At 54.6% G+C, this 17,794-nt stretch carries 16 protein-coding genes; 9 read left to right on the plus strand and 7 right to left on the minus strand.

All coding sequences use genetic code 11. The annotated features are described in order from the left end of the window. The first annotated feature begins 52 nt into the window (after positions 1-52). Together N5098_RS07865 and N5098_RS07870 are read left to right on the plus strand one after the other, a co-directional pair. A complete protein-coding gene (locus tag N5098_RS07865) occupies positions 53-604 on the plus strand; it encodes an AAA family ATPase (protein ID WP_267637215.1) in 552 nt (183 codons plus the stop codon). Next, on the plus strand, positions 601-1,017 hold the full coding sequence (locus N5098_RS07870; RefSeq protein WP_267637216.1) for an RNA-binding domain-containing protein: 417 nt from the start codon (positions 601-603) through the stop codon (positions 1,015-1,017). Before N5098_RS07865 ends, N5098_RS07870 begins: the two co-directional genes overlap by 4 nt. A 386-nt stretch (positions 1,018-1,403) precedes the next feature. On the opposite strand, the gene N5098_RS07875 is transcribed toward N5098_RS07870, so the two are convergent. Together N5098_RS07875 and N5098_RS07880 are read right to left on the minus strand one after the other, a co-directional pair. Continuing rightward, positions 1,404-3,791 carry a CPBP family intramembrane glutamic endopeptidase gene (locus tag N5098_RS07875; RefSeq protein ID WP_267637217.1) on the minus strand — a complete coding sequence of 796 codons (2,388 nt, stop codon included), beginning with the start codon at positions 3,789-3,791 and terminating at the stop codon, positions 1,404-1,406. Continuing rightward, positions 3,788-4,576, minus strand: a complete 789-nt coding sequence (locus N5098_RS07880) for an ABC transporter ATP-binding protein (RefSeq protein WP_267637218.1) — start codon at positions 4,574-4,576, stop codon at positions 3,788-3,790. Before N5098_RS07880 ends, N5098_RS07875 begins: the two co-directional genes overlap by 4 nt. Positions 4,577-4,928: 352 nt before the next feature. On the opposite strand from N5098_RS07880, the gene N5098_RS07885 reads away from it, so the two are divergent. Then, on the plus strand, positions 4,929-5,123 hold the full coding sequence (locus N5098_RS07885; protein ID WP_267637219.1) for a cold-shock protein: 195 nt from the start codon (positions 4,929-4,931) through the stop codon (positions 5,121-5,123). Between the two features lie 196 nt (positions 5,124-5,319). On the opposite strand, the gene eif1A is transcribed toward N5098_RS07885, so the two are convergent. After that, positions 5,320-5,604, minus strand: a complete 285-nt coding sequence (gene eif1A, locus N5098_RS07890; protein WP_267637220.1) for a translation initiation factor eIF-1A — start codon at positions 5,602-5,604, stop codon at positions 5,320-5,322. 264 nt (positions 5,605-5,868) lie between these two features. On the opposite strand from eif1A, the gene N5098_RS07895 reads away from it, so the two are divergent. Then, positions 5,869-7,020, plus strand: coding sequence for an aminotransferase-like domain-containing protein (locus N5098_RS07895; protein ID WP_267637221.1), 1,152 nt, complete (start codon positions 5,869-5,871; stop codon positions 7,018-7,020). Here the strand turns inward: N5098_RS07895 and N5098_RS07900 are convergent, their stop codons facing one another. Then, positions 7,021-7,971, minus strand: coding sequence for a D-2-hydroxyacid dehydrogenase (locus N5098_RS07900; protein ID WP_267637222.1), 951 nt, complete (start codon positions 7,969-7,971; stop codon positions 7,021-7,023). 259 nt (positions 7,972-8,230) lie between these two features. Between N5098_RS07900 and N5098_RS07905 the strand changes: the two genes are divergently transcribed. Together N5098_RS07905 and N5098_RS07910 are read left to right on the plus strand one after the other, a co-directional pair. Beyond that, positions 8,231-8,398, plus strand: a complete 168-nt coding sequence (locus tag N5098_RS07905; protein WP_267637223.1) for a DUF7331 family protein — start codon at positions 8,231-8,233, stop codon at positions 8,396-8,398. A gap of 113 nt (positions 8,399-8,511) precedes the next feature. After that, complete coding sequence (locus N5098_RS07910) at positions 8,512-9,054, plus strand: GNAT family N-acetyltransferase (RefSeq protein WP_267637224.1); 543 nt, start codon at positions 8,512-8,514, stop codon at positions 9,052-9,054. Position 9,055: 1 nt separating this feature from the next. On the opposite strand, the gene N5098_RS07915 is transcribed toward N5098_RS07910, so the two are convergent. The 3 genes from N5098_RS07915 to N5098_RS07925 all read right to left on the minus strand — a co-directional run bounded on the left by N5098_RS07915 (position 9,056) and on the right by N5098_RS07925 (position 12,449). Continuing rightward, positions 9,056-9,874, minus strand: a complete 819-nt coding sequence (locus tag N5098_RS07915; RefSeq protein ID WP_267637225.1) for a DUF8054 domain-containing protein — start codon at positions 9,872-9,874, stop codon at positions 9,056-9,058. 55 nt (positions 9,875-9,929) lie between these two features. Then, positions 9,930-11,552 (minus strand): GTPBP1 family GTP-binding protein, encoded by a 1,623-nt coding sequence (locus N5098_RS07920; protein WP_267637226.1) that lies wholly within the window; start codon positions 11,550-11,552, stop codon positions 9,930-9,932. A 168-nt stretch (positions 11,553-11,720) separates the two neighbouring features. Continuing rightward, complete coding sequence (locus N5098_RS07925) at positions 11,721-12,449, minus strand: phosphoglycolate phosphatase (RefSeq protein ID WP_267637227.1); 729 nt, start codon at positions 12,447-12,449, stop codon at positions 11,721-11,723. Positions 12,450-12,554: 105 nt separating this feature from the next. Between N5098_RS07925 and N5098_RS07930 the strand changes: the two genes are divergently transcribed. The 3 genes from N5098_RS07930 (at position 12,555) to N5098_RS07940 (ending at position 17,724) form a co-directional block, all read left to right on the plus strand. Further along, the gene (locus N5098_RS07930) at positions 12,555-13,016 is read left to right on the plus strand and encodes a DUF302 domain-containing protein (RefSeq protein WP_267637228.1); all 462 of its coding nucleotides are present in this window, start codon (positions 12,555-12,557) and stop codon (positions 13,014-13,016) included. Positions 13,017-13,081: 65 nt separating this feature from the next. Then, a complete protein-coding gene (locus tag N5098_RS07935) occupies positions 13,082-15,919 on the plus strand; it encodes a DEAD/DEAH box helicase (RefSeq protein WP_267637229.1) in 2,838 nt (945 codons plus the stop codon). A 50-nt stretch (positions 15,920-15,969) separates the two neighbouring features. Then, the gene (locus tag N5098_RS07940; RefSeq protein WP_267637230.1) at positions 15,970-17,724 is read left to right on the plus strand and encodes a MutS-related protein; all 1,755 of its coding nucleotides are present in this window, start codon (positions 15,970-15,972) and stop codon (positions 17,722-17,724) included. Positions 17,725-17,794 lie beyond the last annotated feature (70 nt).

Here is a 17,794-nt window from a genome sequence, read left to right on the forward strand (position 1 = left end):
GAACAGAGTGCCTTCGCAGTGCTTATCTGGCGGGTAAGCTAACCACTGTGCGATGACAGTCATCGGAACGGTTGGGTTGCCCGGAAGCGGAAAAAGCGAAGCTGCTACGGTCGCAGACGACTTGGGGGTCCCAGTCGTTACCATGGGAAATGTGATTCGTCAGGAGTGTCGCGACCGGGGACTTGACCCCGCGACTCACCACGGCGAGATTGCGAAGACACTCCGTGAAGAAAATGGGCCTGACGCAATCGCCGAACGGTCGCTTCCAATTATTGAATCCAAACTCGAAAAAGCAGAGACGGTTGTTGTCGACGGCATCCGTTCTGATGTCGAGGTTGCTGCTTTCACGGAAGCGTTTGGGGACGAGTTCACGCTGGTAAGTATCGAAGCACCCTTTGAGACGCGGGCAGAACGCCTCGAAGTTCGTGGCAGAGATGCCAACGCGGAGGAAGGCGGCGAATCACTTGCTGAACGTGACGAGCGCGAGCGTGGCTTTGGTATGGACGACGCGATGGCTCAGGCAGACCTCGTCATCGAAAACGATGGAAGTCTTGTTGCGTTCCACGACCGAATCCACACGCTTCTGACCGAGGAACACTCATGATACACAGCATCGATGTCGAAATCACTGCACCGGTGTACGACACAGAAGTAACTGACAGAATTGCGGAGTCAATCTCGACTATCTTCCCCGGGGCCGACCCTGAAAAACGTCATGGGGAACTCACTGCAACGGTTCACGATCTCGAACAGTTCTCGCAACTGCTCCACAGACACGAGATTCTCGACACAGCGAGGGGAGTCTTTTTCGATAACAAGCGTGGCGACTCGTTCTCGTTTCGATTGAACAAACAGGCTGCCTTCGAGGGTGTGGTTAATTTTGTGGTAGACGAACCGGGCGAACTTGGCGAAATTTCAGTCCACGTTTCGGTTTCTGACCCCGCTGTTGAGGACGTTATTGATCACATTGCACCCCCAACCCAGGAAGGGCAACCACTGGATACCGACGACGCCTGACTCCAAGCGGCGTTGACTACGACGACAGTCGGTCAGGTGACAGATCCCAGTGTCAGACAGGCAGGTAGGAAACCCACACTGAGTACAACGCCTCAAAGAACAGCAGCTTGCAATCTCCCTGCCGTCCCCAGAAATTAGATGTTTCTGGTGAGCAAACGAGACGCAGAACGTCTCGTTACCATTGCCAAAATGCAGACAATGGAGTCACACCCGTGGATGTGTGCTTGAATAGCGAGAGAACCGTGCTCGGACTCTGTGAACGAGCGCTTTGGGTCTGTGAGCATGCCACAGGGCGCTGAACGTGAGCTGGGAGGTCTTCTCTTCTGGACTGACGGGGGGTAAAACGAGAGTCCACGCGAACGCACGGAACTTGACGCCGAGGCGATTTATGTAACTGTCATAATGTATGAACTGCTGACAAGCAAGGCATTGTAGAGACCGTGGACCACTGAGACAATCAAAACACTGGCGGTCCGGACGTAGATAACACCCCAGAGACAGGAGATAACAAAGAGCAAAGAGAGTGTAACAGCAACAGAAGGAAGGTTGCTATCGAAGTACGCTGGAAGGTGTGCGAGCGCAAAGATTGCACTTGCTACCCCAACTGCTATCCTCGGAGAGAACCACTCTTGTACGTATTTCTGGATAACGTTACGGTACAGCAACTCCTCGACCGGCGCGTTCACGAAAAGCATTAGCGGAACAAGCACCAGCAGTAGCCATGGGTCTCCGTCCTCAGCACTGAAAAGCGGGTGGTCAGCAACAGGTAATCCCAATCCCGTGATGAGAACCGAGGCAAGAACCCAGACACCGACCGACGCGAGAACCCCGCCAGCGATAATTCCGATATCTCGCTTTGACGGCCACGCGATGTCGAGATATGCCACGCCGCGCCGCGTTACGTAGAGAAATCCGAGTGCGACGAGTACATAACCGACGTACTCAGCGACAAATAAAATCGGAAGCAACAGTCCAACAGGTCGGTCAAGTCCGACTACTAGCGCAACCGAAAGGCCGACAGATTGGCCAAGAACAACAGCCATCAACGACAGTATGGCAGCTGCATAGATTGTAAACACCCGCCCGACGCCAGTCTGTTCACGACCATAGGATTCCAGTCTCGCAACAGCATACCGCCGCGAGCCGTCGATAATGACGACAACTACGAGGCTGAACACTCCGAGTGCGAGTCCCTGTTTTGTAAGCGAGACTGGGCTGTCGGCGGCCGTTACGAGTGCAGCAAGTGCCACAGCAGTACCGGTCAAGAGTAACGTCGTGGTTCCATGGACCAGCGCAGCAACGACCGAGGGGACTAACGTCTCGACACTGTCGAACACCTCGGAGGTTTCGAACTTCGGTAAGGCTGACCCGATACCAAGCGCGAACGCGCTACTGGCAATGACCACGCCTCCGACAAGTGGTGTCACAACCAGTACGAACGCTGGCGTGACAAACGGGCCAGTTATGACGTAGAGCGCGATGCCAAACAGCGTTATCCCGAGACCGAGACAGCTCCCAATGAGGAGTTTAGCATGGACAAAGGTCTTGCCTGGGGTGTTAGACAAGACTAGCTGTGACAACATCGCACCCTCGGTTCCGAGCGGGTTTAAACAAAAGAGTGCTCCGGCCACCCAGACGCCACCAATAACGAGTGTTGCTCCTATTGCAGGCGGTAGCGCGGCTGGTGATTCGAGTGCAACAGGCAGTATCACCGCCAAAATAGGCATACTATAATAAAGCAGATACACGTACTGGTCAGGGCGACGAAGTGCGCCGGTGACGTAACCGCGTGCAACTCGGAGGAGTTGTGACCGAGCAGTTAGCCCACCCAGTCTCCCGATTGTTCCACTCGGGGGCGTCTCGAAGTCGGGAGCGTCACCGGAGACTGAACTATCGTCTACACCTCTCGACCGGGATGGCGAAGCATACCAGAATTTCGGCGCAATGCGAACTTGAACAGCAAAGACGAGCGGAATCGAAACAAGGACAAGAGCAGCGGCAAACAGCGGTCTGATACCTAGTGATCCACCGAGTGGTGACCCCACAAACAGCAAGTCAGCGTACCAGCCAAGCGGCGTTACCGGGTCCGCGGTCGGTAGCTCGTCTGCTGTCGCGCTGGCTTGTCCCGAGAGAAAGCCACCGGTGAGCGCAAGTACAAACAAGAGCAACGAGAGAGAGGCTGTGAGGAGACGGCGAGCGTACTCAGGAAGCCCAAGTTGCTCAATGCCTACCCAGAGCAGATACGCGAGTGTGTGCCCGATAAGCAACGTCAAGACGAGTACAGGGATTATGAAAACAAACACGGCGACCGGAAACAGCGGTGAACGCGCACCGATAGCGAACGCGAGCACGGGGACAAAAAGAAAGCCCATCGGCGTCAGCCACACGCCCAAAAAATAGAGGAATTTCCCGACGACGATTGCCCGGGTCGGGGCACTGGTCAACAACACCGATTGTACCGGGTCCCGAGCGAGAGACTGTGCTCCACCAAGTCCGCCAAGAATTGCGAATGCGATTAGTCCCGGCACCAGGAGATTGCGTGTGACTGCGATAATCTCGATGTCGATACCGGTTCGTGAACGAACGCCGAGGCTATGCCCACCACGAATCAAAAGCAACACTGTCGGAAAGACCAGTAACGCGAGCAGGCCGTAGATGACACGCTGTCGCCGAGAGTCATTTCGTCGCCACAGGTCGGTTGCTTGCCCTCGGGCGATATACCATCCTACAAGCAGGTCCTGTAAGAGACTGTTGGCGTTGCCTCGCCCGTTCATACGTGCTCCCGGTCGGTCGTAATCTCAAGAAACGCCTCTTCGAGCGTTCCCTGACCATCTTCTGACTCGGTGCGGTCGACGAGTTCGGTCGGAGAGTCCTCGGCAACCAACTCTCCTTCGTAGAGGACACCAACCGTATCAGCGAGTTCTTCGACTACGGAGAGAATATGTGAAGAGAGAAACACGGTTGTTCCTTGCCGTACCTGTTCGGTAACTAGGTCGATAACGGTTCGTGATGCACGTGGGTCAAGTCCACTTGTCGGCTCGTCGAGAAACGCAACGTCTGGCTCATGAAGTAGAGCCTGTACAAGGCCGACCTTCCGGCGCATCCCCTGTGAGTAGGTAGCGATGCGGTCTCCCGCTGCATCGAGCAGGCCGATACGTTCCAGTAGCTGGTCAATTCGTTCGTCGGAGGTCGATACATCGAGGTTGCGGATATCGGCAGCGTATGCGAGCTGCTCGCGTGCGGTAAAGGTTTCATAGACGGGCGGTTCGTGTGGCAGATAGCCAATGTGTTGTTTGACTCGTTCACGATTAGTAACCGGGACACCCATCACATGGGCTTTCCCAGCAGTTGGCGAAAGTAGCGTCGTCAGCATTTCGATGGTCGTTGTTTTGCCAGCTCCATTCGGACCGAGAAATCCGTAGACGGTCCCCTGAGAAATAGCGATGTCGAGGTCCGAGACAGCAACTGTATCGCCGTACTGTTTGGTCAACTCCTCTGTAGCGATTGCTGGTCTGGCAAGGTCGTATTCATCCCCATCATGTTCGTGGCGCGGACTCATTATGTAGCTCTGATTACCCCTGTACGAAAAGTATTTATCACCGATTCCTGTCAAACAGGCCGAGTTACGCTCTGCATAGGGCATCACGTTCGACAACGACTGTTATTGGTGCAGTTCGTCAACAGTTCTCTGGAACCATGTTGTCGAATACCTCGTGTGAGCGTTTCTCAGCGTTTTGATTCTTATACTGAGATCGATATTAGAACAGTAACCAACAGAAATATTCATATTAGGGTTGTATACAGCCACATGTTTGCCAGAACAGCAAAGATTCCAACAAGTGTTTCAAAATCCTTGTTGCGGGTACTGCTTCGACACGTTTAACCGTATACCTCCTCTCCACACTATTGCAATGGCAAACGGTAAGGTTGATTTCTTCAACGACACAGGCGGTTACGGTTTCATCGAGACAGACGACGCAGACGAAGACGTTTTCTTCCACATGGAGGACGTTGGCGGTGAAGACCTAACTGAAGGCACCGAAATCGAATTCGACATCGAGCAGGCCCCGAAAGGACCTCGCGCGAAGAACGTCGTTCGCCTCTAAACGAGGATTCGAATCTCACTACGGTTAGCTACTGTCTTTGACAGTGGCTGACCGATTCTTCTACTTACAACAGTTCTGAGCGGCTGCTCTGTACAGAGCAGTGCTTGGACATCTCACAAAAAGTTGCTAACGGTCAGTACACTCAACAACGAGAGTTGTTAGTCGTCAGTACAACAGACACATCGGCGGGTGCCAGTTACTCGATATGGCCTTCTTCACGGAGCTGGTCGGCATCTTGATTAGTGTAACGCCATTCAATGTTGGCTTTCTCGTCTTGCCAGTCCCAAGGCTCAACCAGAACAACGTCACCCTCTTCAATCCAAGTCCGGTATTTCATTCGACCCGGAATCCGCCCCAAGCGGTCCTCACCGTCCTCACACTGTACGCGTACGTGGTTGCCGCCGTCGTGTCGGGTCACGACAGCGAACAACTCGTCGTCGTTGGGCATACGAAGATTACGTCGCCCAGAATCTTCAGTCACAGCAGTACTAATAGAGGCACACAGTAAAGTCCTGCGTGATTAATGTGAGCGACACACAGGACCGGGCTGTCATAAACTGGGTTAAGTAGCGGTGTTAGGTCAAGGCCAACTGGCGGTCAGTTGACCAACGCACATTCCAGAGGATAGTTAGTGTCGGTACGCTTTAATCCACGTAACACTCATACTGTAGTACACTATCATATGTCAGATAAAAATTCATCTACATCGTTGGAACACCTACTTACGGATTCTGTCCGAGAGGCCATGGATCACTCTGCGTATGGGAGTTGGCGCAACATTGCAACCGACGACGCTGTTTCGTTGAGCTTTGGGTTTCCGGATCCGGACCTGTTCCCTGAAGATAAATTACATACTTCTCTCAAGACAGTTCTCGCTGACGAGGGGGACGACGCTCTTCAGTACGGTGGCGGTGACTATCAGGAATCACTGACATCGTTCCTCAAAGAACAAGAGCGAGAGCGCGGAATCGATTTTGAGACACACGAGTTGCTTGTCACGAACGGAGCCACAGATGCTATCGATACCGTTTGTCGAGCGTTTTTAGAGCCCGGAGACACACTGATTGTGGAGAAACCGACATTTATGGGTGTCCTCGGTGTCTTCCGGAACTTTGGAGTCAATATTGTCGGTGTGCCAGTCGACGACGATGGAATGGATGTCGAGGCCTTGGCCGACCTACTCGAAACCCGACAAACAGCCGGCCAAGAGTCGCCGAAACTCCTCTATACAATCCCAGATTTTCACAACCCAACCGGAACCACGCTCTCGCGGGAGCGTCGAGAGCGACTGCTAGAGCTGGCCACGGAGTATGAGTTCGGAATTCTCGAAGACGGCGCATACAGCGACCTGTGGCTTGATGAGCAAGCACCGCCACCAATAGCGACGCTCGATACCTCTGAGCGTGTCATCCGTGTTGGCTCGTTCGCGAAGACTGTCGCACCTGGTATCAGAATGGGGTGGCTCACTGCCCCTTCGAAGATTCGAACAGCGGCACGGTCAGTCGCCTCTGGCGGAACAAACACTCTTATTGAAGGTGTCCTCGGGAAATACTGCGAGGCTGGTTATTTCGATGACTTACTTCCCGAGATTCGGGAGACGTACAGGGCAAAGCGAGATCATATGCTCGCCGAACTCGACCGACAGATGCCAGCAGATGTGACGTGGACTGACCCCACTGGTGGATTCTTTATTTGGGTCGAGTTGCCGGAAGGAATTGATTCTCAGTCGATGCTTGAACCAGCAGCTGAAACTGGTGTGACATATCTGCCAGGCCCGCTGTTCTATCCAGATGACGGCGGGAGCAATTCGTTACGATTGTCGTTTACGTACGTCAAACAAGACGAAATTACTGCAGGTATCAAAGCACTCGCCGAGAGTATAGAGACAGCACGATAATCACAGAACGCGGTTGACAATAGAGTCCGTCTCTTTCGACGCGACAGCTCTGTAATTTTCTACGAGGAGGTCAGCCCAGCGCTGAGTCGTCTGGGGGCTTCGCCAGGCCATATGCGGTGTCACGATGACATTCGAAAGGTCCCATAGTGGGGACTCTGGGGGCAATGGCTCTTGCTCGAAGACATCAAGTGCTGCCCCTTGAATCATCCCAGACCGGAGCGCGCGAACAAGCGCGGTCTGGTCAATGATTTCGCCACGTGCTACGTTGATAACTGTTGCGTCCCGGTTTAGCATCCGAAACTCATCGACCCCAAGAAGCCCTTCGGTTGTCTCGGTGAGCGGGCAAGATAGCACAAGGTAGTCCGATTGTTGGAGAACCGTCTGGTACTCTGAGGCGGGAAAGATAGTATCGATACTCGCCGGCGCACTCGATGTATCGCGCTTTGTTCCGACTGTTTCCATACCGAACGCAGTTGCCAGCTCTGAGACACGGGAGCCGATTTCTCCCACACCAATGATGCCAACCGTTTTGGTTCCTAACTCTCCTCCAGAGATATGTTCCCAGACACCGCGTCGACGGTTTTTCACAGCCTGCGTCAGTCCGCGCTCGAACTGGAGCATATAACCGAGGACGTGTTCGGCAATTGGTTTTGCATGAACTCCGGAGGCGTTTGCCATGGCGACGCCAGCTTCGTCAATACGGTCCAGAGGATACATATCAACACCAGCCCACAGAGACTGTACTAGAGTTAGCTCTTGTGCCTGCGCAAGCCATTCGTTTTGCAGACGACCGACGACGAGTATATCTGCCTCGACAACCTTCTCAGTCGTCTCTGCTGGTGTTGTTGCGTTCTCGATGAGTCCCTCTGGAAGCCGTGTCTTCAGTTCTGAGACGAGATCACGGGACCAATCCGGTGATATCGTATGGGCGAGCAACAGCGTCGTATCCATATCTCTGGGTTCTGGACCCTCTGATAAACCCATGACGAAGTTCCGCTGTCCGATGTCGCCGTCTCAATCGTGCCAACTCGAAAAACCGCCGGACTCCGCCAAAATTATCACGATATAAAACAAAATGTTCGTATATTACCGATACGAAAAGGTCAAATCAGAGTTGTTTTCAGGCATGATAATTTGGCAAGAGGGTTTTAATGACATGAATCCTAACCAGTAATTGGAGGCAAAGTCGGCCCGTTGGCCGAAAAAAATCATGAGTACGAACACTACAGACGATACGAACGCACCGGCTGTCGACAACGAAGAAAACCGGTACGCCGAACTCAATATCGGCGACGAAGAGTACGTTATTTACGATCGGGAAAATCATCAAGCTTGGATTCAGTCGTCGGTAGCGTTCGAACTCGATGACCGCCGATAACGGGCCGTCACACTGCCCAGCACCCACTCACAAACAACTAAGACGCCAGATTGCATCCAAAATCCCCCGTTTTTTACCAGCGTTGACCTAACGTGAGAGAGTAGAGCGATTTGATGGAGTACACTATACTGGGATACCCGCCGGATGGCCCGACACTGAAACTGGATTACCGCGAGTTTGCCTACGCTGGCAAGTTTGTGATGTCGAATACTGGCAAAAGTGTCGTTACCGAGGACGACAAAATACTCGGAGCTATCGCATTTAATGCCGATTACAATACCGCAACCACGGGTCATCTCCGGTACGTTACTGTCCGAGACAGCCACAAAGGACAGGGTATAGGGACCCAATTATTGCGGTTTACCGCTGCTGTTCTCGAAACCGACCGTTTTGAGACAATCCTCATCGCGGTAAACAACCCACTCGCATATAGAGCCTGTTATAAGGCTGGATTTCAGTTCACCGGCGAAGAAACGGGGATTGCAGAGCTGGTTCTCCGATACGACCCCTGTGGAGATCGGGATAAACGCACGTATCAAGATGGGCTTGCAGTGTTCGAAAGTCGTGACATCCCACCTGACCAGCAGAGTGTGCTTGACCGGACAGATCTCCCCTCGATTGGTGACGTTCCTGCGTCAGAAACTTCCGAGACGTAGTTTAAACACGTGTTTCAAAGAGTCTGGCATCACAGTCCGGACAGGAAACAGCGGCGACCTCGTACTGTGAACAACAGGACTCACGAGAATCACTGGAAAACGACGGACTCCCTCCACAGGCTGGACAGTCCTTGATGAATAGCCGCAACCCGCTAAGCAGGTCACTCTTTGCCTCGACTGTCAGTGTTGCCCAGTTTCGGTGGAACTTTTCTAATGCTATTGCGCCCCCAGCATCTGCCAGATAGGCGGCTTCGGACTCCCACCTGCCGACCGGTGTCTCCTCAACGTAGGCCTGAAATGCGTCTCCGTGTTCTCTGAACTCGACACGTTTGTCAGCGACGTCTAACAGTTCGAGCAGCTGTTCCCTGCCTGCATCATTTTCACGTACCTTCCGTATCTCACGGTCCCAGTCGGTCCGAAACGATTCCGTAAGACAGAGGTCGTCGCTGTCGTCACACTCTTTGAGTGCTCCCGCACGCAGTAACTCCTCTTCAGGGTCGATAGATACAATTGGAGAGTCCTCCACAACTGGTTCTTTGCCGAACAGAGAAAGCGCCCACCGTGGCAGGTACTGCTTTGTCAACTCGGGAGTTTTCGGAACGAGATACCCTCGAAAATAAATGGCTAGCAGCGAGGCGATGAATACAGACCCACCAACGAGTGTCCCATAGAGTAGTGAAGCAGATATGGTCACTCCAGCACCGACAACGGCTGCTGCAAAGGCTCCAATCACGGTATTTACTGCTGTACACGGCAGACAGCGGTTTTCGCCGGTGTATTCGGCCTGTTTGAACCGCGATAGAGTGGTATTTTCTGTCATGCAGTAATCAGTTCATCACCACTGCTGTTGAGTGTTTCCCATCAACGCAGGACAATCACTTACCAAGGTCAAGCGACCTGACTGAGCCAACACCCTTGCTGTGTCCCTCCCGGAAGATGAATTGTTGTCCCTCTTCGACAAGATACGGACTGAACTTGAACCGAATCGTTGCTGTGCCGGAGTCTCCGGGAAGCAACTGTCCATCTGTCGGGGTGATGACTGCTGCCTCACTGACCGTTTCGAGGTGGACAACCGGCTCGTACCCCTCATCGATGCGTGTCGGGTGGTTCAGAACCATCACATCCGCCTCGAATTCGCGGACAGGCTTGGGGTCAGCGTCCTTTGGAACAAGAGCCATCCCTCGCTCAATGTCAGCTTCGGCGACGTTTTTGAGTGCAATGCCGACAATACGTCCTGCGGAGGCTTCGTCGACTCGGTGGTAGTGCATCTCGATGCTGCGAACCTCGACGGAACGGAACTGTCCATTGGCCATCGGCCCAAGCAATAGTTCATCGCCTGCTTCGACTGTCCCGGATTTGATGGTTCCCGAGGCGACTGGTCCAACACCAGTAACGTTGTACGTTCGGTCGACGTACATCTGGAATTGCTCGTCGTCTTGGTCTGCACCAGTCTTTGGCAAGTGTTCGAAAAACTCATCAAGAACAGCAAGTCCCTCCTGTGTGACTGCACTCGTTGTTACAATCGGAACAACGGTCTCATCAATCTCATCGATAGCGGTCTGGACTCCGTGGCGTTTGACCTGTAATGGTGTCTTCCCCACATCGCGGAGCAGACTCTCAACGTCTCGGTTGACCTGTTCGAGCGTCGCCTCACTCACGAGATCAGATTTCGTTATCGCAACGACTGTCGGGAGCTCTGTTGCCAGAAGGATACCTAGGTGTTCACGAGCCGTCTCTGTCGGGCCATCGTCGGCTGCAACTGTGAGCAGCCCGTAATCCAGTTTCTGACCGACGAGACCTCTGATTGTCGTCCGAAGCCATGGCTCGTGTCCAACCGTATCGACAAAAGAGACGAGTCGATCTGCCTCTTCGACAATCCGTGCACGGTCACCTTTTCGGTGAGGGTTATCCATCCGTAGTGCGCCATCGTCGTCAAATCCGTAGACGCCATAGGAGAGGTCCGCAGAGAGGCCACGTTCGACTTCGTGGGGCTGGACATCCAGGAAGCTCCGTGTACCACCTTCACCGTCATCTGGTTGCCCTGTCACGAGTGAGCCAACGAGCGTCGACTTGCCGTGGTCGACGTGCCCTGCTGTGCCAACGACGATATGCTCATCGTTGCTGTTCATCACTGGCCCCTCTCGGATTGATGCCAACCCGACGATTTGGTCTGGCTCCCCAGTTTCGTCTTCTCCCCACGTCTCCACGTCCTCTATGTGCGCGCCCGCCTCGTCAACGAGCAAGGAAAGCACATCCATCGACTCAGAGAACTCTTCAGGAGGAATACCGGTGATTCCGCCAGCATCAGTGATACCGACAACATACGTTGCCTCGCCGTCTCCCGACAGAATACGGTGACGGAGTTGTGCTACCAAACTCTCGCGTCTCCCATCCGCGAGATGGAGGTCTTTGGTGAGCCGTTCCTTGAACTCGACGCTGCCACCCTCATGTTCCCCCTGTTCAACTGCTCGCCTGAGGGCGGCCTTCTCAGGGCTCATACGCGAGGGTTACACTGCACTGGACAAAAGCTTTCCCCGGACCTGTGTTTCGTACAGACAGCACAACCGACCCACAAAGCAGTGTGCTGTGCAATTGCTAACTACTCTGTGCTGTTGACTCAGCTCGGATACTCACTGAGCCTGTTCCAACAGAGAAACAACCGAATATCACTCATACTGCTTACAGAGCCATTTGACAGCTTCGAGGAATCCACTGCCGTAGGACGCGTCTGTGACGTACTCGGCGCTTTGCTTGACCACCGCAGGTGAGTTAGCAACGGTCACAGAGCGACCGGCGACGTCGAAACCGGGTATATCGTTCGGCGAGTCACCGATAAACGCAAACGTGCCGGGGTCATGCCCGAGATTCGTTGCCATCTGCCGGAGTCCGACTCCCTTATCAACGTCTGTGGCATGAACATGATACGCGTAGCCGGTGTCGACAACTGTCAGTCCATGCTCGGCAGCGAGCTCTTCGAGCGGGTCCAGTGGCGAGTCAAGGCTGACTGCTAGTTCGGTCTCGCGCCATCTGTTTACAAGATTTGCCGCCCCCCAGCCGATATCGTACCCGCGCTTGCGGTACGCTGTCGCTACTGCTTGAGCGGCGTTTGGATCTGCTGGATAGCTAATCTCTTCATCACGTCCAGAAATGACGACACCGCCGTTTTCAGCGATAACTCGCACTTCGAGGCCAAGAAACTCACACAGAGCGACTGGATACGGCATCGCCTTGCCAGTGGCGATGACGACTGGTGCCGGCCAAGCCTGCAGGACTGGAAAGACACGTGGGTCAACTGCACGAGTGTCGTCGGTCAGCGTGCCGTCGATATCAACAGTTAGCGGCGGTAAACTCGACGGGAGAGAATCAGCGAGCTGCAGACTCTGCTCGTAGCTCATACCTACGTTCGGGACGCCGCTTTCTTCTACGTTTTGTTCCCTACAGTCAGGCAGACGGTGCCGCCGGCAGTACACTTATCACAAGTGGCTTCTGAGTGCACTCGTATGAGCCAGGCCACGACGCCGACAGCCGAAGAAGCTCTCCACACGACCCTCGATATGCCGTTCGAGGACGCCGTCCCGTTCGTTCAGTTGGAACACGAACTGGCGGATTTCGAGACAGTGAAAGTCACCCGCCTCGACCGGATGATTGAAGGGATGCTTGGCGAGGAGGTTTCGCGGACCGCACTGCTCGTCGTCTGCCATCCAAAAATCGCTCGTGATGCGCTGGAACTCGATCACAGGCTCGGCGGATTGTTACCGTGTACGACTGTCGTCTACGAGAAATCGGACGATGAGAAAGTGCACGTCCATCACTTCTCCGCGACGAAAGCAATCCGTGACCTTGGCTGCTGTCCAGAAGAACAGGGCAAAGCGGTTGATGAACTCATTGAATACACCGGCGAGCGTATGACTGAAGTGTGGGATAATATCGAGGCGAACGCCAACGTTGCGACCGGACAGTAAAGACGTCGTTCTCGTAGTCACTGTGTCCGACGGGCTTAATCAGATGAGACACGTACCCGGTTTCGATGACAGACGAGGCCGTCACTGGCCCGGCCGCCTTCACCGCACTGGGTCGGGATGTTCGCGAGGCGCTCTCCGAACAAGGGTTTGACTCCCCCACAGAACCCCAGCGGCGTGCTATTGGCCCGATTGCAAACGGCGAAAATGTCGTCGTCGTCGCCCCAACCGGCAGCGGTAAGACCGAGACAGCAATGTTGCCTGTCTTCGATGCACTGTCTGGTGAGAACCGGTTTGGGATTGGTGCGCTGTATATCACTCCGCTCCGCGCGCTCAACCGTGATATGCGTGAGCGGTTGGAATGGTGGGGCCAAACACTCGGCGTCGAAATCGACGTTCGCCACGGCGACACAACGGATTATCAACGCCAAAAGCAGGCAAACGACCCGCCCGACGTTATGGTGACAACGCCGGAGACGTTACAGGCAATGCTGACCGGAAAGAAACTCCGCCGCGCACTCGAAGATGTCGACCATGTTGTCATCGACGAAATCCACGAGCTCGCGGTTTCGAAACGCGGAGCGCAGCTCTCAATTGGTCTCGAACGGCTCCGCGAGCTGTCTGACTCTTTTCAGCGTATCGGCCTCTCGGCGACTGTGCATGACCCAGACCAGATCGGTAAGTTGCTCACGGGCAACCGCCAGTGGCGTGTTATCGAGGTCGATGTTGGAAGCGCGCTCGATGTGTCTGTGCAGGCTCCCGAGGTACGTGCCGAAGACGAACAGCTTGCAAGCGAGTTGATGACAGACCCAACAGTCGCCAGCCACGTCAGAAAAATTGACGAACTTGTTGCCGAAAACGAGGCGACACTTGCCTTTGTGAATACGAGACAGACCGCAGAGGCGCTTGGCTCGCGTCTAAAGGAGTTGGGTACACGTATTGGTATCCACCACGGCTCACTCGCGAAGGAGACTCGGATTGATGTCGAGTCGGCATTCAAGAACGGCGAAATTGATGGACTTCTCTGTACCTCTTCGATGGAACTCGGTATCGACGTCGGACATGTTGACCACGTCATTCAGTACAACAGTCCGAGACAGGTGGCCCGACTACTCCAGCGAATCGGGCGGGCGGGCCACCGAGAGGGAGATATCTCCTCGGGAACGATTATTACCAGCAACCCCGATGATGTGATGGAGTCTCTGGTCATCGCCCATCGGGCCAAAAACGGTGCTGTCGAGCCAGCCCCGATTCACCACGGAAGTCTCGACACAGTGGCCAATCAGATAGCGGGGTTAGCGATGGATTTTGGGGAACTATCCGCGCCACGAGCCTACGATATTGTCACACGAGCGTATCCGTTCACAGAACTCGCCGAGGAGCAGTTCAAAGCGGTTGTCCGTGAGTTGGCGAGCAATAATGTGGTCTGGCTCGAAGAAGACGCCGACAGGCTCGAAAAGCGCCGGGGGACATGGCAGTACTTCTACCAGAATCTCTCGATGATACCTGACGAGGCGACGTACGATGTCGAAGACGTCGCGAGCGGGTCTCAAGTTGGAACGCTCGATGAACGGTTCGTCGTCAATTTCGCGTCGCTCGGCGAGGTGTTCATCCAGCGCGGCGAGATGTGGCGAATCACTGAACTCGATGAAGAAGATGAAGTCGTAACGGTCTCACCAATCGAAGATCCTGCTGGCGAGGTTCCGTCTTGGACAGGCCAAGAAATCCCAGTCCCACAGGTTGTCGCACAGGACTTGGGAGAGCTTCGAGGTGTCGCAGGGAGCCAGCTAGCGGCCGGTGGGGATACTACCTCGGTTGCTCGGTCTCTCAACAAGCGGTACGAGGTCGACACTGAAACGATTGCGACGGGACTGGAGACTCTTGCTGACCACAGTGACGAGGGATACCCAGTCACAACGGATGACCAACTTCTGGTCGAATCTGGTAATGGCACAGTCGTTATTAACGCGTGTTTCGGGCACCAGACCAACGAGACGCTTGGACGACTCGTCTCTGCTCTCCTTGGTCAGCAGACCGGCTCCAGTGTCGGACTGGAAACTGATCCGTACCGTATCGAGTTGACGGTGCCACGTGGTGTTCGGGCAAACGATGTCGTCAGTATCATTCGGGACACCGACCCCGACCACGTCAGGAGTATTATCGAGCTGAGCCTGAAAAACGCCGACTCACTTAAATTCAAACTTGCACAGGTGGCGACAAGCTTCGGCGCGCTCAAGCGGTGGCGCGGAAGCGCAAACGCTCGCTTTGGGAAGAACCGACTTTTGCAGGCTCTCGAAGGAACCCCGGTGTACGACGAGGCTATCAGAGAGATCTTTCATGAGGAACTAGCAGTCGATGATGCCGGTACCATCCTCGAAGCAGTTCAGGCGGGTGATATCGAGATTGAGACGGTCTCAGGTCATACACCAGTTGGGTCTGGTGGCAGAGATTCCGGAACCGAACTGTTGACGCCCGAAAATGCGGATGCAAGCGTTATCGAGACGGTCAAAGAGCGTATTCAAAACGACCGGGTCATTCTCTTTTGTCTCCACTGTACCGACTGGAAACGAAAGACGTCGGTCAAGCGTGTGTCTGAACAACCGAATTGCCCCGAGTGTAACTCAACTAGAGTTACTGCTCTGAACCCATGGGACGACGAGACCGTGAGTGCTGTTCGTGCCACGGACAAAAGCGATGAAGAACAAAAGCAGACAGAACGCGCCTACAAGGCAGCAAGTTTGGTTCAGAGTCATGGAAAACAGGCTGTTATTGCGCTTGCAGCACGAGGCGTCGGCCCGCGCAACGCGGCCAGAATCATCAACAAACTTCGGGAAGATGAGGATGACTTCTACCGCGACATTCTCTCACGCGAGAGAGAGTACGCCAGAACGCGGTCGTTCTGGTAAGCCATCACACGAAGAAACAGCTAAGGCCGTGGCCTGATACCGCATACTCGATGCGACTGGAGGATTACTGGGGAATCGGCCCGAAGACGCGCGAACAACTGGTCGAGAACCTTGGCGAAGCGGCCGCTATCGATGCCATCGAGTGTGGTGACGTTCGGGCATTGACCGACGCAGGGCTGTCTGGGGGCCGTGCGACTCGTATTCTCAGACACGCAAGTGGTGGTGATGCATTAGACGTCCTCGGGACCCGTGATACGCGTAACGTCTACAAGGAGTTACTGGAGACAATTAGCAGATATGCTGTCACGGGAAACGCGGCAGATAAGATCCGCATCCTGACGCCGCTTGATACTGCCGACGAAATCGAGCACCGACTCGATGATGTGGACAAAGCGCGTGAGAGCTGGCAAGACCTCTCCAAGCAGGAGCGAGATGCCGTCCTCGACGTGTTCGACGCACTCGATGAGCAGACCGGAAAACGCGCAACCGTCGAGGCCGCACTGGAGCTTAGCGACTTGGGGCTTGAATCGGGTATCTTCGACGCAGTCGACGAATTGGACGATCCGCTTTTATCAGACGCAGCGAGTGCACTTGCCGGACTCGAAAGCGCAGATAGTGGTGTCAGCGACGGAGCAGACCAGCAACTCGATGACCAACGGCAACAACTGGGTGCTATCGAAGATCTCAGGGCGACGCCTGATTCGGTTCTAGAGTCGGTTCAGTCCGGCGCACGCGAGGCACATGAACTCAGAGAAGAGCTCACCCGGTATCTTGCCGACGAAACCGGTCTAGAGCTGGCTCGTCTCAGGGAGGCCGTCCCCACGGAGGCGGCGGATGCACGAGGGTTTGTCACCGAAACGTTACGAACCGTTGCCGACGAACTACGGGAGGCTGTCGACGAGCGTGAGAAAGCGGTGCGAACAGAGTTTGAAGACACACTCGATTCGGCCGATGACGAAATTACAGCAGCAATCACTGCTGTCGAGTCTATTGCCTTTTCTGTCTCATTAGCACGATTTGGGCTAGCCTTTGACCTGACGAGACCGACTTTTCACGGAGAAAAAGCCACCGGTGTTGTCAACGCACGGAATGTTTTTCTTGAGGATGCTGGCGAGAGTGTCCAACCAGTAACGTACGCGGTTGGTGAGCACAGTTTGAGTGTTGACGGCAGCAATGCCCCACCAACGGACCACCGGGTAACCGTCCTTACTGGCGCGAACAGCGGCGGAAAGACAACGCTGTTGGAGACGCTCTGTCAGGTCCAACTTCTCGCACAGATGGGGTTGCCAGTCCCCGCTGATGAGGCAGAGTTATCGCTTGTCGATACGATTGTATTCCATCGACGACACGCGAGTTTCAACGCCGGCGTGTTGGAGTCGACGCTCCGGTCTGTCGTCCCTCCGTTGACCGAGTCAGGACGAACACTGATGCTCGTCGATGAGTTTGAGGCAATTACTGAACCCGGTAGCGCAGCGGATCTCTTGCACGGGTTGGTCCGCCTGACAGTCGAGCGCGATGCGATGGGAATTTTCGTGACACACCTCGCAGATGACCTCGAACCGTTGCCAAAAGAGGCTCGGACAGACGGCATCTTCGCGGAAGGGCTGACCCCCAGCCTCGAACTCGAAGTAGACTACCAGCCACGGTTCGAATCAGTCGGCCGGTCGACGCCCGAGTTTATTGTTTCACGGTTGGTGGCCAACGCAACTGAGACACAGGAGCGAACTGGGTACGAGACACTGGCAGAGGCTGTCGGTGAACACGCCGTACAGCGGACACTCGCCGATGCACGCTGGACAGATTGACATCCTCCCCGCCCTGAAGGGCGGGGTTTTAGCCTCACAACTTCCAATAACAATCAACGTTGTTACAATA

It is taken from the genome of Halovenus rubra (assembly GCF_026586665.1).
GTDB classification, from domain to species: domain Archaea; phylum Halobacteriota; class Halobacteria; order Halobacteriales; family Haloarculaceae; genus Halovenus; species Halovenus rubra.